Annotated in this window: 25 protein-coding genes; 6 read left to right on the top strand and 19 right to left on the bottom strand. The window is 43.0% G+C overall.

All coding sequences use genetic code 11. The annotated features are described in order from the left end of the window. Window positions 1–183 (bottom strand): hypothetical protein (locus JKM87_RS17875; protein WP_236838604.1); only part of this gene is annotated, 183 nt, incomplete at its 3' end. Window positions 184–447: 264 nt separating this feature from the next. Between JKM87_RS17875 and JKM87_RS05740 the strand changes: the two genes are divergently transcribed. Both JKM87_RS05740 and JKM87_RS05735 read left to right on the top strand, forming a co-directional pair. Next, the gene (locus JKM87_RS05740) at window positions 448–759 is read left to right on the top strand and encodes a helix-turn-helix domain-containing protein (protein WP_202078864.1); all 312 of its coding nucleotides are present in this window, start codon (window positions 448–450) and stop codon (window positions 757–759) included. A 242-nt stretch (window positions 760–1,001) separates the two neighbouring features. Further along, on the top strand, window positions 1,002–1,343 hold the full coding sequence (locus JKM87_RS05735; RefSeq protein ID WP_202078862.1) for a hypothetical protein: 342 nt from the start codon (window positions 1,002–1,004) through the stop codon (window positions 1,341–1,343). 311 nt (window positions 1,344–1,654) lie between these two features. Here the strand turns inward: JKM87_RS05735 and JKM87_RS05730 are convergent, their stop codons facing one another. Both JKM87_RS05730 and JKM87_RS05725 read right to left on the bottom strand, forming a co-directional pair. Further along, a complete protein-coding gene (locus tag JKM87_RS05730; protein WP_202078860.1) occupies window positions 1,655–1,957 on the bottom strand; it encodes a hypothetical protein in 303 nt (100 codons plus the stop codon). Between the two features lie 22 nt (window positions 1,958–1,979). Next, window positions 1,980–2,963 carry a hypothetical protein gene (locus tag JKM87_RS05725; protein ID WP_202078858.1) on the bottom strand — a complete coding sequence of 328 codons (984 nt, stop codon included), beginning with the start codon at window positions 2,961–2,963 and terminating at the stop codon, window positions 1,980–1,982. Window positions 2,964–3,233: 270 nt separating this feature from the next. Between JKM87_RS05725 and JKM87_RS05720 the strand changes: the two genes are divergently transcribed. Further along, a complete protein-coding gene (locus tag JKM87_RS05720; RefSeq protein ID WP_202078856.1) occupies window positions 3,234–3,383 on the top strand; it encodes a hypothetical protein in 150 nt (49 codons plus the stop codon). 542 nt (window positions 3,384–3,925) lie between these two features. Next, window positions 3,926–4,336 (top strand): hypothetical protein, encoded by a 411-nt coding sequence (locus JKM87_RS05715; protein WP_202078854.1) that lies wholly within the window; start codon window positions 3,926–3,928, stop codon window positions 4,334–4,336. 121 nt (window positions 4,337–4,457) lie between these two features. On the opposite strand, the gene JKM87_RS05710 is transcribed toward JKM87_RS05715, so the two are convergent. Continuing rightward, on the bottom strand, window positions 4,458–5,186 hold the full coding sequence (locus JKM87_RS05710) for a hypothetical protein (RefSeq protein WP_202078852.1): 729 nt from the start codon (window positions 5,184–5,186) through the stop codon (window positions 4,458–4,460). 341 nt (window positions 5,187–5,527) lie between these two features. Here JKM87_RS05710 and JKM87_RS05705 point away from each other — a divergent pair, with 341 nt between their 5' ends. Beyond that, window positions 5,528–6,094 carry a hypothetical protein gene (locus JKM87_RS05705; RefSeq protein WP_202078850.1) on the top strand — a complete coding sequence of 189 codons (567 nt, stop codon included), beginning with the start codon at window positions 5,528–5,530 and terminating at the stop codon, window positions 6,092–6,094. An 82-nt stretch (window positions 6,095–6,176) separates the two neighbouring features. Here the strand turns inward: JKM87_RS05705 and JKM87_RS05700 are convergent, their stop codons facing one another. The 13 genes from JKM87_RS05700 to JKM87_RS05640 all read right to left on the bottom strand — a co-directional run bounded on the left by JKM87_RS05700 (window position 6,177) and on the right by JKM87_RS05640 (window position 20,418). Then, the gene (locus JKM87_RS05700; RefSeq protein WP_336885136.1) at window positions 6,177–6,782 is read right to left on the bottom strand and encodes a hypothetical protein; all 606 of its coding nucleotides are present in this window, start codon (window positions 6,780–6,782) and stop codon (window positions 6,177–6,179) included. Window positions 6,783–6,889: 107 nt separating this feature from the next. Beyond that, entirely contained in the window at window positions 6,890–7,150 is a 261-nt protein-coding gene (locus tag JKM87_RS05695) for a hypothetical protein (protein WP_202078847.1), read from the bottom strand. Between the two features lie 174 nt (window positions 7,151–7,324). Further along, entirely contained in the window at window positions 7,325–7,690 is a 366-nt protein-coding gene (locus JKM87_RS05690; RefSeq protein ID WP_202078844.1) for a DMT family transporter, read from the bottom strand. 228 nt (window positions 7,691–7,918) lie between these two features. Then, window positions 7,919–8,737: a carbohydrate ABC transporter permease gene (locus JKM87_RS05685; protein WP_202078842.1), complete on the bottom strand. Its 819-nt coding sequence runs from the start codon at window positions 8,735–8,737 to the stop codon at window positions 7,919–7,921. Next, window positions 8,734–9,618 (bottom strand): carbohydrate ABC transporter permease, encoded by an 885-nt coding sequence (locus JKM87_RS05680; RefSeq protein ID WP_202078840.1) that lies wholly within the window; start codon window positions 9,616–9,618, stop codon window positions 8,734–8,736. The genes JKM87_RS05685 and JKM87_RS05680 overlap by 4 nt, the downstream gene beginning before the upstream one ends. A 6-nt stretch (window positions 9,619–9,624) precedes the next feature. After that, entirely contained in the window at window positions 9,625–10,911 is a 1,287-nt protein-coding gene (locus JKM87_RS05675; protein WP_202078838.1) for an extracellular solute-binding protein, read from the bottom strand. A gap of 236 nt (window positions 10,912–11,147) precedes the next feature. Next, window positions 11,148–12,272: an S-layer homology domain-containing protein gene (locus tag JKM87_RS05670; RefSeq protein ID WP_202078836.1), complete on the bottom strand. Its 1,125-nt coding sequence runs from the start codon at window positions 12,270–12,272 to the stop codon at window positions 11,148–11,150. A gap of 319 nt (window positions 12,273–12,591) precedes the next feature. After that, window positions 12,592–12,750, bottom strand: a complete 159-nt coding sequence (locus JKM87_RS05665; protein WP_202078834.1) for a hypothetical protein — start codon at window positions 12,748–12,750, stop codon at window positions 12,592–12,594. A gap of 194 nt (window positions 12,751–12,944) precedes the next feature. Then, window positions 12,945–14,576 carry a SagB/ThcOx family dehydrogenase gene (locus JKM87_RS05660; RefSeq protein ID WP_202078832.1) on the bottom strand — a complete coding sequence of 544 codons (1,632 nt, stop codon included), beginning with the start codon at window positions 14,574–14,576 and terminating at the stop codon, window positions 12,945–12,947. A gap of 27 nt (window positions 14,577–14,603) precedes the next feature. Then, a complete protein-coding gene (locus JKM87_RS05655) occupies window positions 14,604–16,550 on the bottom strand; it encodes a TOMM precursor leader peptide-binding protein (RefSeq protein ID WP_202078830.1) in 1,947 nt (648 codons plus the stop codon). Then, a complete protein-coding gene (locus JKM87_RS05650) occupies window positions 16,547–18,649 on the bottom strand; it encodes a bacteriocin maturation protein (protein WP_202078828.1) in 2,103 nt (700 codons plus the stop codon). The genes JKM87_RS05655 and JKM87_RS05650 overlap by 4 nt, the downstream gene beginning before the upstream one ends. 174 nt (window positions 18,650–18,823) lie before the next feature. Next, on the bottom strand, window positions 18,824–19,090 hold the full coding sequence (locus JKM87_RS05645; protein WP_202078826.1) for a heterocycloanthracin/sonorensin family bacteriocin: 267 nt from the start codon (window positions 19,088–19,090) through the stop codon (window positions 18,824–18,826). Window positions 19,091–19,386: 296 nt separating this feature from the next. Next, window positions 19,387–20,418, bottom strand: a complete 1,032-nt coding sequence (locus tag JKM87_RS05640; RefSeq protein WP_202078931.1) for a DUF2332 family protein — start codon at window positions 20,416–20,418, stop codon at window positions 19,387–19,389. A 189-nt stretch (window positions 20,419–20,607) separates the two neighbouring features. Here JKM87_RS05640 and JKM87_RS05635 point away from each other — a divergent pair, with 189 nt between their 5' ends. Then, window positions 20,608–20,889, top strand: coding sequence for a hypothetical protein (locus JKM87_RS05635; protein WP_202078824.1), 282 nt, complete (start codon window positions 20,608–20,610; stop codon window positions 20,887–20,889). Between the two features lie 176 nt (window positions 20,890–21,065). Here the strand turns inward: JKM87_RS05635 and JKM87_RS05630 are convergent, their stop codons facing one another. Both JKM87_RS05630 and JKM87_RS05625 read right to left on the bottom strand, forming a co-directional pair. Beyond that, window positions 21,066–22,244, bottom strand: coding sequence for an MFS transporter (locus tag JKM87_RS05630; protein WP_202078822.1), 1,179 nt, complete (start codon window positions 22,242–22,244; stop codon window positions 21,066–21,068). A gap of 280 nt (window positions 22,245–22,524) precedes the next feature. Then, the gene (locus JKM87_RS05625; RefSeq protein WP_202078820.1) at window positions 22,525–23,106 is read right to left on the bottom strand and encodes a helix-turn-helix domain-containing protein; all 582 of its coding nucleotides are present in this window, start codon (window positions 23,104–23,106) and stop codon (window positions 22,525–22,527) included. Window positions 23,107–23,180 lie beyond the last annotated feature (74 nt).

Genomic DNA, 23,180 nt, shown 5'->3' with positions numbered 1-23,180 from the left:
CTCTACCTCTAGCCTTTGAATAACATCTATGAGCTCTTGGGCTGCTTCCTGCTTAGTATATATGTCGTCCTGAAGTAAAGCGTAGGTGACTTGGAGGACTTTGAGTTTGATCTCGGTGAGGGTCATCTTGTGGTGGCATTGTTGGGTGAGGTTGTCTCGGTTAAAATTACGGGGTGCTGGCATGGAATCATTCCTTTCTAATAGTCTTTTAGATAGCCTTTTAGATAGCCTTTTAGATAGTCTTTTAGACAAGAGCTATTTTTGGTTGCTTATTTTATAAAAATCTACGTTTAATATATTTTACCTTGAATCATCATACATAATATTTTAAGTATCAGTCAATGCCTATTTGCTATTTTTTGTAACTAAAATGCAACAGATTGTTGCGTTATAATTATAGGCAACACACAGTATTTACATCATTCCATTTTAAGGGGATATTTTATGTTGCCTGATAGATTAAAAGAAAACAGGAAAGCAAGAAGTCTCAGTCAAGATCATATGGCTGAACAATTGGGGATTAGCCGTCAAGCCTATAGTCATTATGAGACTGGTCGAAATGAACCTGACGGAACGGCGCTATTGAAGATTGCCGAAATCTTTGATTGCTCTGTGGATTATTTATTGGGTAGGATTAACACGCCTTGGCCTATTGTTAATCATATACCAGAGGAGCTGGAAGACTTTATAGAGGAGTTTATTAATGCACCAAATGCCAAACAGCTTAAAATAATGAAAATATGGGATGTCATCAAATAGCAGAAAACAGCAGGGTGTGTTCCTTCGTAGACTATTTAACCGTTAAGGTGTTTTGTATACAAAAAAAAAGATACTTAAAGGTGCATTCCTGTAAAGTAGAAACTTGAAAGACAAACACGTAGCACGCGCTCAAGATGGCCGAGGGATTGAGTTTGGCAAGCGACTGATCTATCTTCTTATTATTATTTTCTCATGTCATGTCAAACATTTGATATATTTATAGTAAGAATTGGAGGACTCATATGACACATGAAATATTGTTATTAAAAATTCATAACGGACTAAAAGATGGTAAGGATTACTACGAAGCAACTCGTGGAAACTGGAAGTTAGATAAAAGAAGGCCTCAATACATTCAATATGTTGTTGGTATTAATCGTGGTAAAGTAGTCTGTGCATTCCAGCCAACAAAATGGGGTATTGTTGAAGAAGGCACTGAGAAAAATAGAAAGTTTTTTGACGGCATTGAGGCGCCTGCAGAAGTGTTGTTAAGATTTCAATCTTCAACAGAACAAATAATAAAAAAATTTGGTACTGGTAGTCCAGTGGCCTATACAAGCTTTGAAGAAATAAATAATACTTAAGTAACAGTCTATGTCGGTTCTATATCCGCTAATTTCTACTCAACACGATCTCGCGGCGACTATTTCCGTCCTGCTTCTCCCATTCCAGAGTGCCAAACTTATAGATCTACTTCCATTCTTCTTCAACTCTTCACCCTGGTTTTCTTAGTAATCATCATGAGTTCATGGTACAAGTCTTCAAAACGTTCTGGATAGATATGATTAACCTATTAAGTTGCTAGTCGTGACTAATAATGATTTCTTCATTTAGCATATCTTCGTACGATATCCTTTTTGCATGTTGCGTTATGTGTTTGAGCGTTCCTCCCGCTTCAATCCACCTCGACAATAAGGACCTGAAATACTTCGTTCTTTTTTGTGCCTAACGTGAGATATGGCTGCCATTTGAGCGGGTAAGATCTTTCAAAATAAATCGGCTCTTCACGCCCAGAGGTGGTCCCTGTAGATGCTTCCTCACTCCAAGCACATACACCTGTCAACACATGCCCCTCGTGGATGTGAAAATCCTTATCAATAGCATTTACCTTTCTTGGCGATTGCCAATATAAATGATCATTTGTTACAAGGATGGCATAGCCCTTCATGCCCGGCCTTTTCTTTACGATCCTTTCCACTTTTCCGAGATCCCTAACATAATCATAGCGGGAAATATTGTTTCTTAAGATCAACGTGTTGCCCTTCAAATATTGTTTTGAGTAATGCTGTTTTGTAGCGGACTTCTATTACGATCGTCTCATCATCTTTTTTAGCATGTATGTCAATTTTGTCTCTGCCTACTTCTCTGTTATTTTGCACAGAAAATCCAATGTCTCTTAAATGGGCAGTTAGTTTGTCTGTGAGGTCATATTGAGATTTTGGGATCTGTCTCTTCTGAGTGAAAGATTTGAACCATGCAGGATAATGATTGTGATAAGATTGGACACTATCTGCTTCTACTAATGGTTCTTCAGCTAAATTGACTTTGTGTCCGTTATCTAAAGCTTTTGAACTATTGCCTTGGGCTGTCAGCATGAGATATCGAAACTGTCCACTGCTAGCATCGTCTAATTGACTATACGTTTCCCAGTTCATCACGTATTGACCTTGTAAAGAGATTGGGTTTTCTCTGCCCTTCATGGTTCCTGCCCCCGCATGTTCACTCCAGCTTAACTGACCGCGGACGCTTTTTCCTTCATAAATACGATAGTTTTGGTCTACTGTTTGTCTCATTCCTTCAGGTCTTGAATAGTAAGAGGCATCATTTGTGAGGAAGAGCAAAAGACCTTCATCCACAACGCCGGACTGAACCATCTGCTCTAATCGCTGAAGATCTTTCAAGACGTCATATCTCCCTATGTCTTGAGCGCCTTGATTGTTTAAATAGAATTCCTCTCCGTCTATGATACCGGTATAAGTCCGTGTTTTATATTTCAGTTCTATAGCATATTTTAGCCCTTTATAATAAACGAGTATGTCTAAATAAACCTTTGTGTTTGCTCCATAGATTTTGGTTTCAAGCCGAATTTTACTATCTGGATAATGCTCTCGAATCTCCCATGCTAGAGAATGTTGAAAATCCGCTTCTGAATGGAATATAGGCCTTTTAGTAGTCAAAGATTTTAATACTATACTTAAATCCATACGTTTCTCTCCTTTTTGCAATTTTTCATATACTATCAATTGTACTCTATTATACAGCTATACTTTTATCTGAGAACATGAATTTATAACGCCGTGTTGTTGATACGGCTCTGTCCGTTAAACGTAGCATGAGGGAGAGTCAACATACTGTCAGCGAATAGATGTTTGCTCATAGCCTGGCAAATATTCGTTGTACTAGGGTGGGCATTTTTTTTGTTTTATAATAGAATAATAATATTCTGGTTGGGAATGAAGGAGGAAGTTATTTTTATGTCTAGTAATGCTTTTTTATTAGGACTTGTAGCAGGTGTATTAACATTTATTCTTATGAATGCACTGGACTCTATTAACCCTATTTTAATCACCAATATTTTATTAGGCATCATAGTCGGACTATTAGTAGATAGGCAGAAACCATAAACTAACGGGGTTGTCTTTCCATCCTTCTCTGTTATCCATTTCTCATTGGAATAAAGCCACACTTCTCTCCAGAGCGGGGATTTCTGTTGTTGGAAAACCCATTTGTAAAAAATAAAATATCCTGCCTAACTAGACAAGATTTTTTAATGTCTTATTTTTTTTTCGAGTATGTACTTTCGTTTTTTTCATTGACCTTGTACTCTAAACTAGCAAACCCTTTTGTATAGTTGGAGAGCGGTATTCTCCTGTCTAATTTAACTGTTTTAACCCCAACTTTATTTTTTGGTTTTAGTCCAAACACTTTTGTATCCCCCCTAACCCATTTTACGCTGTACGCCAGTTACAATTTTTCTGTTGAACCCTAATAACAAGAAATACGATGTTAACCTTTCAAACTCCTGCAGGTTTTCATCGTTGAGTATATTTTCTTTGTATATCCTAGACTATATAGCCATTTACAAACACTGGATTTTATGAAAATATGAGGATAGTATGTAAAAGTGATGATTTGGATTTAATAACGTCCGAACAAAGGAGGACTCATGAGAAAACACTTTTTCTTTTACTCACTCTTAGTGTGTATGTTGACAGTAGTGGGATACCTACAAGTCATGTATACAGACGAACCTTTTATCGTGTCGTATGACCACGATCAAATAAAACTAGAGAATGAAGAAAAGGTTTTGAACTGGCTGGATGGTACTCAAATGGAGAACGATTCCAAGATACACTCTTACTCTTTGGGAGATGATTATCATTATTTTTATGTTAAGGGGTATAGTGATGTTTTGGTATCATATGGGATGGACTTAAAAGGTGACAACCCTTACACCTTCTTGACGGCTAATTTTAAGGAGGGAAAGCCTGACGATGAAGTTTTCATTGAGATTGAAAGCAATCCTTTGATATGCTGCGATGGAATCGTAGTCGATGACAGCTATAAAGGCGAGTAGCCTAGATCTCAATAACTACATAATATTCTGCAACCTCGCTTGTTTCCAAGTAGCCAAATGTCCTGCCTATATGACCATTCAACTAAGTCCTGTTTACATAGAGACGCTGGCTACTCGGATTTTACATATCTTCTTTCTCTAAGAAATCTACTATTTCTTTTGTCGCTTCTATCGTGTCGTTCATATCTCTTTCATCTAAAGCAGTTTGCAAAATAGATATTATTAAATTCTTATAACTCAATGTTATTAAGTCCGCTTTATTTGTTAGTGCTTCATCAATGTTGTAGCCACTAATCATATTGTAATATACGATATCATTGCTCATCATAGATGGCGTATAGGCAATAGTCAGAGTCAGTAGACGGTTGCCTTCATTGTTTTGATAAAATAGTATTTTTTGCGTAGACTGAAGACCTATGCCGGTAAACTCCCCGTCTTTTGTGATATATTTACGTTCTCCAAAGCTAATCTCTTCATCGATTATGGTTAATTCGTCATCTGGTGTACTCTTTTCTAAAGCATAACGTGGTATCGATAATTCTTTTTTCATTTTATTAAATAGGTTTTGATATTCTTCGTAAGTAATAAACTCGTTGCTATGGTCCTCCTGTAATGGCATGATGCCCTTAGCTTTACAATTCAAACTTTGCAAATCCCCACTCAGGTTATCTTGTTGCGTGATTAAGGTTTTATTCTCATAAGTTAATGCCTTAATCTCTTCTTTTAGCATATTAATTTCAGTATTTTGGGCTGCGATTGTATCCTCGTATTCGGTTGTGGTACGGTCAACGCTATGACTACAGCCAGTCATTAAAACAAGCCCCAAGATGGACATAAGAACGCTTTTCATTAGCTCTCCTCCCTCCACACCCCCCACCAATGGTAGGGGCCCACTCTGAATCGTTTACCAAATCCACCTTTACAACCATCGCCCAACAATTTCCTGCACAACAATTATACTAGCATAAAATACCAAATGGTCTCTAGTGTAGGCTTCTTTCTATTAGCTGTGCGTCTGAGATCAAAAAAGGAATTTATATTTAATTTGTCGAAAGATGTTGCAGGTGTTAAAGTAAGCCCATTCAATTGCTCAAAACGATAAAACAATACGATAGGACTTTTACATAGAGATTAAACATTTGAGGTAAGTATCTAATATCGATTTACAGGAAAGAAAGGGGTGGTGCCGAAGTGTCAAAACGCAATAAGTGGGTCTTGTTACTCCTCATCATGTCAATATCTATCAGTGGCCTGTGGGTGTATCTTAACAGGGAATTGACTCAGATAAAAAAAGGCCATACAGCACCTGTGATGTGGTCGAGTGTGGATGAATACAGCGCCGAGATGCTCACTTTTGAAAATCCCCACGCTGGAGTAGATCAATTTAACATTAATTTAACTGATTTTTATGTATTGCCTGAGTTAAACCGGCTTCACTTCGGGTTTTGGTATAAAAAATGGACGTATAACACCGTTGATGATGAAACACCTAGGCTCGTTTTTTCAATGAGCCTTGTGGATCAGGATGGCCATATGTATCCAGCCAATCGATTTGTGATCAGTGAATCTATGAGCTTATATGAAACGTTTCAATACCGATCCGTCGAGGATATTGATATTCATACTATCGATACGCTAACACTGAAGATTGAACTGTTAGAAAGGGGTGTTGAGGAGGATCAAGTCGTCGATCACATAGAGTTTGTGATTTATGACGCTGGCGTCCATCATGTCACGACATTCGATGAGAAACAGTAGAACGAGAGTCTAGCCAGCTTGCCCTTTGATCTCTCATCCCCCTTCAACAACAAATATGCCAAGACACATCCGGAATATCGTTCTACTCCTGTGTTTGCCTCTTTCGCCTTGTCATATATGCACCAACCAATATTAATACTGCAATAAACACTACAATAGAAGCAGATTGATACTGTGTTGAACCTTCATCCTCTAAGTCAATGGAAACTTGTTCTGTTGGTTTGTCTCCTTGGCCTAACTCATCAATATCCTCCTGAGCGTTGGATAAATGAGTTGTACGGGAACAGAGGCTAACGTCGAGCTCTCCATCTCTTTCTTGTGCATAGACTAAATACTGTTGATCTAGTTCGAATTCAAAGCCACAACTCGCTGATTCTCTGACAGTGTAGACGATAACCTGGGATTGGTTTACACCTTTCCATGACTCCTCTACTTCAAATTTCACAGCGATTGGATCAGCTGAGGAGAGTGTGGAACTATTTTCATTTTTGTCAAACATGTCGACAGTCTTTCCGGAGAAAACGGCAGCGCTACGTTCCATCTCTTCATTCACAGGTAAAGGTTCCGCGCAGCTGCAAGCATAACTCGTATGAGGTGAATAATGAAAAGCGAAGCTAAGGGCAATCATCAATAAAATAACGAATTTCAAGACCCAAATTTTTCTCTTGTTTATTGTACTTTTTGTCACAAAAATCCCCCCTTCTCTGTAATCGACGAGGTTCATCAATTAGAAGTTTCAATCGGATGTCAAATAGAAGAGAGCACAGATGCGACATGAGTGGACTTGCCTGTTTTTCATTCATCGCTTACCTCGTTGGATGATTTGACGTAGAGAATTTCTTTCTTACTATCTTTCTCTAATTTGACTAAATCTTTGTCTACTACCTTGGCATACAGGACGCAGGAAATACCGATAAGCGCAAGTAACGTAGGGATTAAGAAGAGTTTTATGGGAGACCCAAACACGCCCTGTGCAAAGACTAACATGATACTTCCTTGATACATGATGACCGAAGTAAACAGCAATATTAGGCCATACCTATTAATGGTTTCCATGATCATTCCTCCTTGCTTTATTTCCTTTTTTTTATAGTATCAATTGCATACGCCTTAAAACTTATATACTTTGGAACGCCATATACCTAGAACCTTGTATAATGGAAATCCTCGGCAACGTGACGGCCCCGAGGATTTTTAGACTACTATTCGACTATTGTCTTTCTCATGATATTAATCTACCCTGTGAACGCCAATCTCCCCGTCAACCTCCGTCTTTGCTTCACTTGAAGGTAAATTGACCAAGGCAATACCGATCACAATTAAAATAATCCCGATGACACCAACAACACTCATCTTTTCTTTCCAAATCAATAAGCCGAGTAATGAAGCCCCTGCTATACCTACCCCGCACCATGTCGCATAAGCCACACTTAAAGGAATAGATTTAAATGCCAACGATAAAAAGTATAAGGCCATTCCAAAGCCAGCAAGTCCTCCAATAGCTGGAAGGACTTTTGTGAAACCATTTGAAGCTTTTAGGAATGCTGTCCCTATAATCTCTGACAAAATGCCGATTGCTAAGTAAATATAGGCCATCGATCATACCTCCTCGATCAAATGAATAAACACTGTAAAAAGCAAGGACGCCTACGCTGATTTTTATCCTAAATCATGACACATCAATTCTACCCTATCACAAACGTGTAAGGCAATTTCCCCACCCTACTTATGGAAACTAAGGATATCGGGAAAAGATACGACCTTGTAAAGTGTACCATTGTGGTCCGTTTCAAAATCATTTCGGTGAGTATCTGTCTGTCACTCTTACTCCTTCACTGCTCCCGCTGTGAATCCCTTGATAAAGTACCGATGTAAAAAGATAAAAATGAGCATGGGCACGACCATCGTGATAATGGAAGCTGCCATCAGCTGGTTCCACTGAATGCCGTATTGGCTCATAAAGCTATATAGTCCGTAGGGCAAGGTTCGCATGCTTTCTGTACTGGTCAAGGTCAGGGCAAAGAGGAATTCATCCCAGGACAGGATAAAAGCAAAGATGCCGACCGACATTAACCCTGGCGTAGATAACGGCAGAATGACTTTAATGAACGCTTGCATTCGACTAGCCCCATCAATGAAGGCTGCTTCTTCAAGCTCTCGAGGTAAGCTCTTGTAATAGCCTGTCATAATCCAGGTGCTAAAAGGAAGCGCAAAGCTGACGTATGTCAGAATCAAGCCTATGTACGTATCCGTCAACTGGAGCTGCAACAAGATGAAGTAGATGGGAATGATTAAGATCACACCAGGAATCATCTGAGCGGCTAAAAAACCACTCAGTATCTTTGAGCGTATCTTAAAGCGAATTCTGGAAAAGGCGTAACCAGCCATTGCGGCGAATAAAACAGAAATGACCGTGGTGGCAACCGATACAACCAGGCTATTTTTGAGATACATAAGGTACTGGGTTTCCGTTAAGACGTAGACAAATGCTTCAATGGTGGGTGTTTCAGGAATAAATGACGGTTGCAAGCGATGAATCTCATTCGTCGGCTTAAAGGCTGTAGACACCATCCATAGAAACGGGAAGGCTAGTATAAGGGCATAGACGGTTACGGCTATATACCAACTGATCGATTTTATCATGATGCCTTCCCTCCCTCTTGGACAAGCTTCCGACGGTACGTGTACGTACTAATGAGAATGAAGATCAATGTTAGGACCGAGACGGTTGCTGCTAAGCCAAAGTCATACTCGGTGAAGGCCAATTGATGTGTATGGATAATGAGTGTACGTGTTGATCCCACAGGCCCTCCACCCGTCATGGTATAAATGATATTAAAGCTATTGAACGTCCCGATAAAGCTCAATGTGCCCATGACGAGTAACATTGGTCTTAGCCCAGGTAAGGTGATATATATTAAACGCTGCCATGCGTTTGCACCGTCCACCATCGCCGCTTCATACCACTCTCTAGGGATCGTGTTCAAACCAGCTAATAGGACCACAATCATGAACGGAATGCCGACCCACGCATCGACTATAATCACAGATAAGAGCGCTAACGCTTGGTCACTTAGCCACGCAATCCTGTGCTCAATTAAGCCCACTTGCAGTAAGACATGGTTCACAATACCGAACTGGTCATGTAGCATCCATCTCCATATAAGTGCAGCCACAACAGATGGGATAAGCCAAGGAATCATAAAAATGGACCAGTATACTTTTGTCCCTTTTCGTTTAACATTTAATAGTAATGCACCACATAAGCCTAATATTAGCTTGAGTACCACGGAAGACACTGTAAAGACGACGGTAATCCACACGTACGAGAGCATCTCAGGATCTGAGAGCACATTCATATAGTTTTGTATCCCGACAAACTGGTCCCGTTGTGGCGCGATGAGTATTTTGCTTTGCAGGCTTAAATAGAGTGTATGAATGATGGGATACAGGACGACGGTCAGTAACACAAGAAGGGCCGGTAGTATAAAAAGTACCCCCGCCCTTTGATCCGCTTTCTTCATGTTCCCCTACTCCTCCGCTAACAGGTCGTTCACTTTTTCAGCTGCCTCATCTAACGCTTGTTGGGGTGTTTTTGTCCCCATTAACGCTTGTTGCATCGCCTCCGCTATCGCTTGGTCTATCTGTGGCCATTCAGGTAGTGTTGGATACGAGATCGCCTCATGTGCGACGTCGAAGAATACAGCGAAGTCGGGATCGTCCTTCATATCTGTTTGTTCTAGGTTCGCTTTACGGTAAGGGATAAACCCTTGGAACTCCGCCCATTTCAGATCATTTTCTTCGTTCGTGAAAAAGTCGATAAAGTCCCACGCTAAAGGTTTGTTATTAGCGTTCGCTGACATGACAATATGGTCCGCTGTCCCAAGGTTAGCAGGAACTTTGTTCTGAGGATATGGGGCAATGCCGTAGTCCATATCTGGCGCTTCATCTCTGATAAACTTGGGTAGCCATGGGCCTTGTGTTGTCATCCCTACCGCCCCCGTTAAAAATAGCGTTCTAGAGTCTCCTCGATCATTACTAATACTGCCTTCAGGTGCCCACCCTTCCTGGAACAATCGTACATAAAACTCAAGAGCCTCCACACCTTCTGGCTGATTAAACCGTGCTTCCGTTAGATCGTCGGAGAGAAACTTTCCGCCATTGGTCCACAAAAACGGAGCCCAAAACATGGTCGTCTCCATATTATTTGTCCCGACGAGACCAAAGCCATAACGATCGTCTTCCGTAAACGCTTCGGCCACAGCTTCAAACTCTTCCCACGTCGCGGGTGGGGCTTCAAAACCGGCATCAGTTAACCAATCCTGACGATAAAAGAGACCAGTGGTTGTAAATCCAACGGGTATGCCCCACGTCTGATCTTGGTATTGCGTCGTTTGCCATGCCGCTTCAACAAATGCGTCAGGGTAACTTTCTTCAAAATAAGCATCTAAAGATTCGATAGCACCCATCGAAGCTAACTGTGCTGTCCACCGACCTGCAATGGTGGACACGTCAGGCATTTGTTGATTGGCCGCTGCGTTGACTAATTGATTCTCTCCTTGTGACCATGGCACATACTCAACATCCACTTGTACATTTTCATTGTTCTCCATATACTCTGCGATGAGGTTATCATGGTATGTACGCCAGTATTCATCTGAACCCATAACCCACACAGTGAGTATGTCCTTTTCTCCCTCCCCATCACCAGTGGATTCATTCGTCTGACACGCTGCTAGAGCAACGAGACATAGCATGGATAAGATTAAAATAAATAGCTTTTTCATCATTTCACTGCCTTTCTGTGAATATGTCATAACTAACACTCATTCTTAACATTACTTTTCATTATGGCAAATATAAGCTTATCAAAGTTAGGATGTTCTGACCACTTTCATGCACGGAGTTAATACATAAAAATAAAATCATATCCCTAATATGTATTGACGGTAAGTATGCTCTCACTTTTACACGTCCATGACCAACAAAAAAGCCCGCTCAAGGCGGACCTCTAGGATCGCATAAAAACGCTTAAAAATGGCTAAGAACTCTTTTAGTCGTTGCCTAATAATTCGTCGACGCAGTCTTTAACCGTACCGACTGTATTGTCTAGTTCTAATAGTTCATCAAGACTACACCCTCCGTCGAGGGCATCCTGTGTATCATCGATCGTATCATTAACCGTATCTTGCGTATCATCGACCGTATCGTCAATCGTATCCTGAACGTCATCAATGATATCGTTAATGCCTTCGGTCGGGTTTTCCGGATCGATAATGACACAATCCTCATGGAATGGATCTAAGTCACAGATGCTAGATTTCTCTTTGCAATCCTCATGTTCTGGATTCTCTTCACATGTGTTGGGTGGATCCTCTTGGCAGTCCTCATGATCGCGGTTCTCTTCACATGTGGTTGGGGGTTCCTCTCCACAACCCTCATGATCCGGGTTCTCTTCACACTTATCATTTCCGCCACCGCCAGAACCTCCAGAACCACCGGACCCGCCGGAACCGCCAGAACCTCCAGAACCACCGGGGTTATGACGTCCTCCTAAGCCAATCCCTTCTTTAACCATGAGTTTTTCCAGGCGCTCTAAAATCACGATAGCCTCTGCCCGAGTGGTTAATCTGTCAGCGCGAAAGGAACCGTCTGTGTATCCCCCAACTAGCTTTGCGTCAGCTGCGTACGCCACGTGTCGCTTCGCCCAACTCGGAATGTCGTGACTGTCGGTAAAATCAAGTTCTGATCTAGGGATACGATCCACTTCTCTCGCTTCTGCTAGCGCTCGGGAAGCAATCGTTGTTAACTCTGCCCGGGTGATATGATGGCTCGGTTTAAATAATCCTGTCTCGTACCCTTCAACTAACCCGTACGCTGTCGCTGTACCGACCGCACCATAGGCCCAGTGGTTTCTAGACACATCTGGGAATCCCCTCGTCGTTGTTCCCTCTAAATTCAAGACACTCACGACCACCATGGTGAACTCGGCTCTCGTAATAGGTGTATCCGGCCGGAATGACCGATCTGGATAGCCCTCAATGTGACCTTTTTTCATCATGTTTACAATTGTCTCTTCGGCCCAATGCCCGTCAATATCATACACTTGGCCCAACACCGTTAAAGGTAATGCAAAGGTCACCACCAACACTAGGGCTAAAACCAATCGCTTTTTCAATGCTCTCTCCCCTTTCTTGTAGGAGGAAGTGAGAACACCGTGCTACATTTGTTCTATCAAGTATCAATAACTGAATGGTTTAACGGTCATAGGTATTTTATGTATGTTGCACTCCCTCCTCTATGATATATGTTTCGATTGACATAATATGTCACATCTAGACATCCACACCTGCACTAATTAGAAAAACACCCTTTGGCTTCTTGCAGGGTGCGATCGTTTATCTATTCAATTCGTTTAGAGATAATGAATATCGTCTTTCTGATGGTCTTATTTATCTTACATTTTGCTTACCAAATGATTTTGATATTAAGTCGTTTTAATCTTTCAAACATTCTCTTACCACTAGAATTAAGAGTATGATCGTATTAAAGTAAGTCAAATAAACGTGAGCATTCGTATTAATACTCATACTTCCAAATAGTGCTGTAAAAAATACAGTGCCGGCAATTAATCCGATCCACCTGTCCGTGTTCATCCTCTCCTGTCACCTCTATTCATTGTTGTATGTACCAAAAAGAAAAAATGCCCCATATGGACACCTTGTAAACTTTATGGTCGTCTATATGTATGTTCACATAACCTGTACCCATCGTCCAGACCTGATTCCTATCTCTTCTCCATCTTTCTCTCTCAAGCTTCGCTAAAACCTACCTTTGTATGCCTCCTTCTTCAACTTTGGAGGTTTGCTTTTATCCATGGCCTTGGACGGTAGGGACCGACCGGGATCTGAATAAGGGTTGTTTGACCTCGCGATTGAAGCTGATACAGTTCGTCACATTGTTTCACGTCATAGCCTAGCAATGGATGCCCGCCCATCCCCAGTGTAGTCGCAGCTAGCAATAGCTTCTGTAAAAGCATGCCTGCTTCCATCTGTTGTATACGGTATCCCCTGTATCCGAGTGATGGGATATAGTGGTCTCTATCGCCTACGAGATGAAAGCACAAGGGGGTTTGAAGGACATTCACCGTCGCCATATCCATCCCCAATTGTAAGGGCAAGCGATGGTCCCCAGGATGAACCTGCTGTAACGTGTGAGCTGTGCAATCGTAATAATAGGCCCCATCTGGTATACCTTCAACTTGATAGAGACAGACGTACAGTTTGATCCGAGTGGGGATTTGTCTGTGAACGGTCGTGTCGATATCGTTCCAATGCTTAAAAGTAGCCATCGTTTCTTGTAGTAACGTGGCTAACTGACTTTGGCTTACTTTTCCCAAGACGAAGTCCATTTCAGGAGAATAACGTTCACCGCTGGCAGTTGCGAGATCATACGAGGCTCTTGTCACTTGAGGCAAAGGGACCGTTAGATCAGTGTGACCAGTGTAGGCAGTGTCCGCCATCCGTTCAGACGTTTGCAGACGGCCAAACGCTCGCGTCGTTTCCTGCATCGCTGCCTCGTTCAGTTTAAGTAACATAGGAAACGGTTTGACATTTCTAGACCGCTCAATGATGTGGTGTTGGCGTTTTGGTAGCTCGGCACATAATGATGTAGCCTCTTCTATTTTGCTCAGGTCATAAGCTTCATTGGCGCCTATACGCTCGGCCTGATTATGGTGACCAGCATCCATCGTCTTCTCAGATAGTGGGATGACTGCGTAGACACTTTCTTCTCGTTCAGATAAGCCTAGAAGATGGTTGACGGCACGATCTAAAAACTGAAAATATACAGGGGAGGCAAAATCAAATCGTTTGGCTACTTCTAACAGTTGCCCGATGAGGACACCCGTATCTAGCCCTTGGAGGCGGTAAGAGAAATTATGGTATTTAAAATAATTCTTCCAAAACCGTGTCGATACGAATACGGTGCCACAACAGGCTCCTATGTCACAGCGATGCCCTAGCGCTCGTGCGATATAGTTGTCATAGTGTCCTTCTCGTAACAAAATCAAGCGATGGTGGGCCACATCATAATGGTACACCCCTGTGGGTATATCCTCTAGTTTAAGATAAACGTACACTTCATTAGGATAGCGTGCCCCGCCGGAAGGAACAAAGCGACGATAGGACTGCATGATATCCATAGTATCTTCATCTTCAGATAAATATGGCGTATGACTCACCTGGCTAAGACCGTAGACGTACCAAAGCAAGTGTCCGATCTCATCGTGTGTCGGCTTGACGGAGGATCGGACAGAGATTGCATCAAGCGTTAGGGGGACTTCAAGAGATAAGGGTACTGCTGGAAGTTGATGGTACAGCTTATAGGGCAGTGGTGCATCATCCCAATCGACCTCCCAACCCGGTGGGGTTACTTTATCGACATTAAAATGAAGATTGTACAGGAATGTGTCTAAACTCATTCTTCTCCCCTCCTTGGTCCTCATCCGTTATGGAAACGGATGAGGGTATGGATTGAGTTGGTCATCAGTTAGGGGCTGTGTGGCATACCCTAGTTGTACAGGCACCTGACGTACCCTTTCAAGACCGGTTAATCGGGTAAGGTGATGACCGAACGTCATCGGAAGCATACCCGGCATAATCACTTTGACACAATACAATCCGTTACCGCGAATCTCCGGTGTCGTTTGATCGACCACAATGACATCAAGGTCGATGCTGGTAAACTGTTGCATAATCCCTTTTAAGTCATCAGTCAAGTCCTCATGTGGCGTTGCCAGCCTAAATTCATCCTCAAACGTACGCATAGGCTGTCGGTTCTTTAATAAGAAATGCAGGCGCTCTTCCGCTTGGGGTAAGCCGTATAACATCCCATGATCTTCCATTTCCTTAACCAAAGAGGAATCATGGAGCATGCGTCTATATTTGTCTTGATTGCGTTCTAGCTTATCGTCGGGGGCCATCATGGCAGCCAACTCATGTATAGCCCCCTTAACTGCCCGAACGGGATCTAAGTGCGCACCGGCGGCACAAATCACATTTAACCCTCGGGGCTTTCTGTTTTTGGCTATGGCAAACACACTGGGCACACCGTGCTCCATGGTCGCATTGTACACATAGAGATCATACCCTGCTACGGCTCGCACACGTTCCACCATGTGTTGGAGTTCCGTATCTTGCACCGCCTCAAGGTCGAGACGGGGAAGCGTGAGTCGCGCGTACCATGTCATCAGGAACGAATCACGCTCAATGACCTCCATCATGGCATAAAATATCGCTTCTTCCAAAGTACCTCCTAAGGCACAACCGTTAGAGGTCTCGTAGACAAATCCCTGTTGACCCCCCAAACTATAATAAGCGAGGAGCTCTGGGACCAAAATGGCGCGTTGCTGTAAAAATGAGTAACCCCACACCCAGTTCATCTTCTGGTGTGGATCAAACGCTTTGAATGGAAACCCAGGTTGAGCATATTGTTCTTCTGTATGCACTCCGACTTTAAGTGGGTTTAAAGCCACATCCTGTAAGTGATGGTAACAATCATGGACGGCGGTTCGTTTACCCCCGGGGGTTAACCCACAGGAACGTTCTAGCCCCTCTAATATGGCCACCCACTCACTGACATCATAAATATGGGTCCTTCCACCCACGCCCTCATCTCCGGCAAACATGGGCATATTCACAGCAGCGTCAGCGAAGGGGGTGTTAAGATCTAGCATTTTACCGTTAAGGAGTCCTGTACGGGTATCGAGATAGCTTTTGGTTAAAGAATCGCTTAATTCGTCTAGTGAGCGGCAACGGTAAGTGTCCCTGCTCAGTTTAGGACTGGGGTTAAGGGAGATGTGTGCTGCTGTTGCTGAATCTTCTGGTAACGTGCCACACACGGTACATCGGGAATCTGGTAGAATGAAATGAGATGTACTGACCAGCGTTTTTAACTGAACAATCATCATCCGTTCCACCAACATAGCAGCGTTGCCTCGTACGATGTTCTGAGCTTCAGACACCATAAGCTCACTCATATGCTTGAGCCCTAAGCGGGAAGCCCAAACGTCAGGGCCACGGTCGTGGGCTTCATCTAACTTCTTCCTCATCTCCCACATCTGTCTACGGTCACGTCCTGCAACAGTCAACCGCAAATCTGCACATTGAGAACACCCCGACTGGTCTGATTGAACCAACGGTCCCATCAGTCCCTCACCAAAAGCAACAAAGCCCCGTAACCAAGATATCCCTCGGGGGCGGAATATATCTTCTGCCCTTTTATGAGTAGAAGGTGCCCAATGATCCTGTAATACGAGGGCGAGGGCCGTCTCTTCAGGTATTTTCATCTCCGCTTCTATATTAGTGTACCGTACCAGCTCATAGTGACGTGCCAAGTCATCGCTCACATAATCGGCTAGTAATCCCTCACCAATGATGAGAATAGTCGTACTCATGAGGAATTCACCTCACGTAACGTCACACCAGACACGCCAGCCAAACCTTCTTTGAGGGTCGATTCCAGTCCGCATTCAAAGACGTCTATCTGTAATTGGCTTCTTTCTAAGACTTGTATGGCCTGCTGCACAGTGCTTGCGTAGGTGCTTACAGACGCTTCAAATGGAGGAATGACAAGCGCTAACGGTTCCTGAAGCTCTTGTAATGCAGGGGATAATGTCAGGCTTGAGGAGGAGGCGTGATCCTCCTGGTTTTGTTCATCCTGTATGGCCTGTAATAACGCTCGTTTGAGTGCTTGTGTTTCATGTATATCCACGCTCGCGTACCAACGATCGTGGGCGTAAACCCATGCGACTGGAAACCCGTACGCGTCTTCTGCCAAGCCAATTGTTGGTGCGCCATCACTCGTCGTAAGAACCTGCACATACATTTGACACAGTTCATCCTCTACAGCCTTAACTTCGATGGGTGAAACTTTATGATAGTGAGCCCGATCGGCTTGAGCTTGACTCGTCACCTCTTTTAAAAGGGCCTGGGTGAGACACTGCTGTAGGCCTCGATACACACACTCTGCAAACGTCTCTCCCGCTCCAACCCCAATGTATGTGTGGTCTTCTGTAAAGGATCGATTGGCATCTTGTGAAGGTGGCGTCGTATCGATCTTCTCTAAAAAACGGGTGGCGTACAGTTCAATCCCTACGAGTCCAGCCTCTCTTCTCGCTCCCTTATGCGTCATATGCGAACAGATAATACTGGGCAACAATGCGGCAGGCCCTGTTGATAAGGGATCGACAGGCTGAACACGACATTGGGCTAGGGGTAACTGTTTTAAATCCCCTTCTTCCCATACATGAAAAATCCCTGACTGAGGCGATACTAAGCGATTGAAATATACTAACACATCATTTTGTTCTTGTTCATTTTTCGCAGTCTTGGTTCTAGTACTACTTTCATTTCCAACGCGCGCGTCTCCTAGCACTCGTTCGGCCTTCACATTATTCCCCTTTTTAATCCTGTTTTCTGTGTTATGTCCAAGTCTATCTAGTCTATCCTCAAGCTGACCAACGTCTAACCATTCTACAGAAGCTCGTTTCGAGACAAAGGGGTGAGGTAAAAACGGATACCAGCTTCCTTCTAACGTTTCTAGATTAAGCTGGTAGAATCGATTTTTTTGCTCCGCTATAGACACACCCGTCAACACTTTTAGGCATTCGAAGACGATCACATTGGCTAACATAGCGCCCGCTGTTGGTGGACATGACTCCACTGACGACTTTTTAGGGAAAACGCTGTTGTGGATGCGACGCCACGCTGATTCCCAACACCCTTCCGTTTCAGGATGCACCACAGGCCCTGCTAAACCCACTTTGTTTATGCATAACGCCGGGAGAAATATTTTCTTCTCTTCCCTACACACCTTATGCAGCTCCCTCAGTTCCTCTATATGCCCTTCTTGTGACACGTACAATATGGCATCAAACGCTTCGATAGTCTCCTTCCACTGTCTCGTTTCATTCCCAGCATAAGATATCTCCTTAAGGGTCACATCAGGGTCTTTTTGCTGCGCATGGCCAATCACTTCCTCTATTCGAGCGGTATGAGTTGTTCCCCTGTCGGTCATGAGGGTGTAGATGTGAGGCTGCCCAGATTCTATTAGCGCTGAGATTAGAGATATTAGGATAGGTCCTACACCTATAGCCAATATTTTAGAGTCTCGATACTGTTGAAAACGATAAGCGCTCGAGTCCCCCATACTGTCTAAAAAGGCAATTTGGGACGCATATTGCTTCAGAACCTCATCTGATAGTCGATGCGGATGGTCTTGGCTAACATCCTTGACATAGCCGTTCCGATAAAGCACTTCCGCTATCTCATACACTCTGTTCCGATACGGTTCCGGTAATCCACTGGTTAGATCCTCCAACGTATGCTCCCCAGTGAACATTGGGAGTAATTTATCTATCCATTTATCGATCATGGTCCCTTGCATTGAAAACGAGTTCACATTGTTCCTGAAATACACACTTTCCTTATGATCGGGTAGATAAAATGTGTCTCTGTTTAATTTCAGACGCATAGAAGGCGTTATTCCTGTCACTTCGCACCTCCTTACTGGTGGTTAACAATATTTATTCAACCCTTCATTTCATCTTATGTAAAGCGGTTTGTCTATTATGTTGATTTAAAAATTGAAAGAAGCTGTCTCTATCCTTACTTTTGTGGATGAGACAGCTTCATTGTTGAGTTGGGGGTGGGATGTAATACCTATAATTTAGCTACCGTACCCGCCACCACCGCATCTATAGCAGTTATGACAGCGGAAACAGTTGTGACAACGGAAGCAGTTGTGACAGCGGAAACAGTTATGGCAGCGGAAGCAGTTGAAACAGAAGAAGCCGAAGCAACGACCAAATCCAAATCCTACCCCAATCTGTCTCGTATCTTCAGGTGTGTACGGATTTTGAGTCCAGGGCACCGCTTGGTCAGACTGAAAATTGCCAACATTTAAGCCCTGCAACTCATTTTGAAATTCATCCATGTCCCTTTCCTCCTCCTTATTATTAGTAAGTAGACTAGCACCGAGGTAAAATAGGTTCTTAACCATTAACAGGAATTCACAGTATTGTTGAATTCTCTTACCACAAGTTATGAATTCGGAATAGGCATTGTGACCAATATAAAAGCCCATTTTCAAATCTTGGTAACCGGGCAGGACAAGCTTCAGCGCTATTACATTCTTTGTAAGAAGAGCACGGAATGGTCGAAACGGGAAGGAAAGATCAATAAAAGAGGCTGGATGCTTAAGCTCAGCCTCTTATCAATAGGTAAAGCTATCTATATGCCCCAGGTAAACCATCTTCCGTGTCCGTCTGTTCGGCCTACTACTTTGGTGAATGCTTCTCCGTTTACATAATAGTCTAAGTGAAGGTCACGGTCTTGAATGTTATTGTATAGATGGCCGATGTCCCTTTTTTCACCTATCTGTCTAACATGCTCAAGAAGTCTTTCTTTTACTGCCTGAGACATTTGGTTGGCGACGTGAGTGTGGAACACACATATGCAATGCTCTTTCGGTATTTGTTTGACGAGGTTTGGAAGCAGGGCGACACCATCTCCCTCAACGAGGGTTAACGGATGGGCCTTGACACAGCTAGCCGCTTTCTCTATTAATGCTCTCCTATACTGATGTTCAGGCCAAATAAGCGCCTTAAGCCAAAGGGCATCTTCCTCTGTTTCTAAATCTAGTATGTTAAGATCAACGCCGACTCTAGAGGCCACAGTTGGCATGTGGTGTGGGAGTTTAGGCTTGTTATCCCCATGTATCCGGGACTCGATATGCACGTTAGACTGTTTATGACCGTAGACATCATGAGTACCATATGAGTAACGGTACTGATCCCACAGTAGCTGTAAACCTGCACTCGTGCCGATTTCAATAAGCGCTAGGGGTTTCTTCACTTGATCGTATAGGTGACTAAAAACGGGATAAAGATAAGCACACCTGCTCACCTCATTGGTTTGAACGCACCTGTTTTTTAAAATTGGGATGATATCCCCCGCGAACTGTTGACAAAAGTCCTTAAAATAGGGAAACGCTGCTTCGACATCTCTCGGTTGGTCTATTAGACTTGGGTAAAAGTCTTGGAGTGGGTGATCATACCCTTTTAACAGGAGGTAGTGTACTGCACCAAAAAGGAGGTTAGGTATGGGTTGCCCTTCCCTTGTATATGTGGCTAAGGTTAGGATATCATCGGTTTCGGAGACCCTTAATGATAGATGAGCGTATAATTCACTAGACCCTCTGCATTCCTCTGTGGCAAAGGTTCTGAACCTTTTAGCGATAACCTTAATATTCGGTTCCAATATGTTAGCCTCCTAAAACTGAAATTTTTTCAGATATAAACCATTGTTGTCGAGTGTGTGTATCAAAGCGTGGTTTAGCTTCACCCCCCCAAATAATGCCATCTTTCGTCGTAAAAAGTGTTAGATAGACGTCTATGCTTTGAGGGATTTTGACATTCATAGATTGATAGAATAGCCGTGAGGTGATCAGTGATGCCAAGGAAAAAAGTAAGAACACGGTTAAACTCTGAACAACTCCAGAAAGTCGAGGAACTCAAGCAGGAAGTTTTAGCGTACTTAGACACAGACTCTACAACGTCCGACGTTATACAATTTGTCATTGAGCATGTCGATATTGAAGACTTTAAGCGTTCGTTGGAAACTAACGAAGACAAAGTGGATGTGACAGAACTTGGTACATTAAGTCAGCTAGAGGCCTGTCAGAAACGTATAGAAGATTTAGCTCGACCGGATGACGAATATATTTTTTTGTAACGTGTCATGGTTGTGGCATCATTACTATCGTCTGGACGAAGGAACCTTCTCAGAGTGAGAGGGTTCCTTTTTTCCATCAACAAAAGGCTTGTCCAAAAAAGCTTCTAAATTCTCATTCTCTTTTCCTCCCAAATGTCAATACAACTGAACAGTTTGAGGTTTTATTGATATTCGTTTTATACCGTAATCTGTGACTCCTTACGTAAACGGGAAAACTGAACCGCTGCGAAACCAACAATACAAGCAAAGAGGAAGGCTGCGAAACTAAATTCCATGCGATGGCCGAACCGATGGAATATACCACCTATCATAGGTCCTGCCGCCATACCTAAGTAGCGGAAAAAGTTATACACACCTGTTGCGGTTGCGCGATTTTGATGAAACTCATCAGCCAACAGCGTCGTTTGAACGGGTAAGGAAAGCCCGAGACATAGGCCAAATAATGAGATCGTTCCGATAAGGATAGGTAAAGAAATTGGAGCAACAATGACAAAAAGGAGAGTGGCTAGCACATTTAGAGACGTTGTGGTGACTAATAGTTTATGACTTCTAAAGTGTTCCTGTAATCGTCCACCCACGAAACTACCAACGACCACAAATAGTGACATGGGGAGAAAGACCATCCCGTTTTGGCCCGCTGTTAAGCCGTATAAATCGGATAGGAGCCCAGGCAGAAAGACCAAGAAATGATAAAATGTAAAATATTGAACTAAACCTAATAGAATCACCGAAGATCCTGTCCGGTTCGCCAAGACATCAGAAAACTGCCGTAAGCAAAATGGCGTTCTATGGCCAGACTCCGGCTTCGTTTCCGGTAGAAAGGAATAAGAAGCAAACAATAGTAATAATGCAGCGACTGTTAATACCCAAAACACACTATTAAAGCCGAAATGTTCTCCTACGAATCCTCCGATGACCGGACCAACCACAGGTCCCAAAGCAACGAGCATTTGAAAGGTACCCATAGCACGCCCTCGAAGCTTGCCATCATATAAATCACCAATCACACTGACCGCCACAACTGAACCCACAGCTATGCCTCCCGCTTGCAAGCCTCGGAAGAATATCAGCAAACTAATAGATGAAGACAAGGCCGCACCTGTAGAAGCTGCGATGTAGATCAGGACGCCCCATAACATCACCTTTCGTCTTCCACGTGTATCTGTTAGTGGGCCGTAAACCATTTGCATTAGAGCCAAAACAAGGGTAAAGATAGATATGGTCAAATTAATCATAAAAGTAGTGGTATGGAGCTCTTGCTCAATTTGTGGCAACAGCGGTGTGTATATGGTCTGTGAAAATGGACCAAAAAAAGCGGCAAACGACACGAGATAAACAATCCATCTCTTATTCATTCATAACATCCAACTTTCTAGTAAACGGTTTAATCGACGTGTATAATCTCAGGTGTTTTATTTTAACCCATAACGTGATCGTTTACGACTCATATGCCTATTCTACTCATCCACTCTATCTCATATGGTTTCAACGTTCATTATTGTTTGATGATGCCCCCCTTCTCCGACTCGAGCTTCGCTCAAATGTTGCTTCGCAGGACTCACCATCAAGGTGCAATGATTCTCTGATCATTTGCTCACCTTTTGTATAAATCATGACATGACTATCGATTCCTACTTACCCTTTTGTATAAGTCATGACAAAGTGCAACACCGTCTCGGAATCGGTTGGATTAAGATACGCATGGTGTTGATCAGCATTAAATTTCATTGAATCGTACTCGTGCAGGTGGTAATACTCATCCTGTATTTTTATATGTACTTCTCCCTTCATGACGGTGACATATTCAATGACACCTACCTGGTGCGCACCTGGTGCGTACTCACTGTGTGGCTGGAGAAACGCTCTGTGTATTTCCACGGAACCGTAGTGTGTCGTATCAAACATCGGCTCTAACGTGCATGCTTCATTGGCACTGATCACTTTGTTTCCGCTGTTTTTCCGTGCAAGGATGATGTCTTGTTTCTCATTCATTAAGGCTGATATTGGCATCTTGAGCCCATTAGCTATCTTCCATATGACACTGAGGGACGGATTGGCTTCACCTCTTTCTATATTACCTAATGTTAACTTACTGACATCTGTTATATCTGCTAATTCTTGTAGGCTTAAACCTCTTTCCCGTCTCATCCCTCTCAGTGTTTCTCCTACTTGTTTCGCTAACTTAGCGGCGTCGTTGTTATTCTGTGTGCGATCCATGAAAAGCCCCCCTAAAATGACTGTACACTTCTGTTACCAAGTGGTATAGTTTTCTTAACTTAAAATATAGTATA

It is taken from the genome of Caldalkalibacillus salinus (genome assembly GCF_016745835.1).
Taxonomy (GTDB): Bacteria; Bacillota; Bacilli; order Caldalkalibacillales; family JCM-10596; genus Caldalkalibacillus_A; species Caldalkalibacillus_A salinus.
Note: the sequence above shows the minus strand (reverse complement) of the source record. Positions and strands in the feature narration are given on the sequence as shown.

Excerpts from the sequence above, each read along its gene's own strand:
- JKM87_RS05660 (WP_202078832.1), bottom strand. The coding sequence starts at position 14,576 with ATGAGTTTAGACACATTCCTGTACAATCTTCATTTTAATGTCGATAAA.
- JKM87_RS05625 (WP_202078820.1), bottom strand. The coding sequence starts at position 23,106 with ATGGATCGCACACAGAATAACAACGACGCCGCTAAGTTAGCGAAACAA.
- JKM87_RS05720 (WP_202078856.1), top strand. The coding sequence starts at position 3,234 with ATGTCTAGTAATGCTTTTTTATTAGGACTTGTAGCAGGTGTATTAACA.
- JKM87_RS05710 (WP_202078852.1), bottom strand. The coding sequence starts at position 5,186 with ATGAAAAGCGTTCTTATGTCCATCTTGGGGCTTGTTTTAATGACTGGC.
- JKM87_RS05715 (WP_202078854.1), top strand. The coding sequence starts at position 3,926 with ATGAGAAAACACTTTTTCTTTTACTCACTCTTAGTGTGTATGTTGACA.
- JKM87_RS05725 (WP_202078858.1), bottom strand. The coding sequence starts at position 2,963 with ATGGATTTAAGTATAGTATTAAAATCTTTGACTACTAAAAGGCCTATA.
- JKM87_RS05665 (WP_202078834.1), bottom strand. The coding sequence starts at position 12,750 with ATGAACACGGACAGGTGGATCGGATTAATTGCCGGCACTGTATTTTTT.
- JKM87_RS05690 (WP_202078844.1), bottom strand. The coding sequence starts at position 7,690 with ATGGCCTATATTTACTTAGCAATCGGCATTTTGTCAGAGATTATAGGG.
- JKM87_RS05695 (WP_202078847.1), bottom strand. The coding sequence starts at position 7,150 with ATGGAAACCATTAATAGGTATGGCCTAATATTGCTGTTTACTTCGGTC.
- JKM87_RS05645 (WP_202078826.1), bottom strand. The coding sequence starts at position 19,090 with ATGGATGAATTTCAAAATGAGTTGCAGGGCTTAAATGTTGGCAATTTT.
- JKM87_RS05675 (WP_202078838.1), bottom strand. The coding sequence starts at position 10,911 with ATGACATATTCACAGAAAGGCAGTGAAATGATGAAAAAGCTATTTATT.
- JKM87_RS05635 (WP_202078824.1), top strand. The coding sequence starts at position 20,608 with ATGCCAAGGAAAAAAGTAAGAACACGGTTAAACTCTGAACAACTCCAG.
- JKM87_RS05735 (WP_202078862.1), top strand. The coding sequence starts at position 1,002 with ATGACACATGAAATATTGTTATTAAAAATTCATAACGGACTAAAAGAT.
- JKM87_RS05630 (WP_202078822.1), bottom strand. The coding sequence starts at position 22,244 with ATGAATAAGAGATGGATTGTTTATCTCGTGTCGTTTGCCGCTTTTTTT.
- JKM87_RS05685 (WP_202078842.1), bottom strand. The coding sequence starts at position 8,737 with ATGATAAAATCGATCAGTTGGTATATAGCCGTAACCGTCTATGCCCTT.
- JKM87_RS05655 (WP_202078830.1), bottom strand. The coding sequence starts at position 16,550 with ATGAGTACGACTATTCTCATCATTGGTGAGGGATTACTAGCCGATTAT.
- JKM87_RS05680 (WP_202078840.1), bottom strand. The coding sequence starts at position 9,618 with ATGAAGAAAGCGGATCAAAGGGCGGGGGTACTTTTTATACTACCGGCC.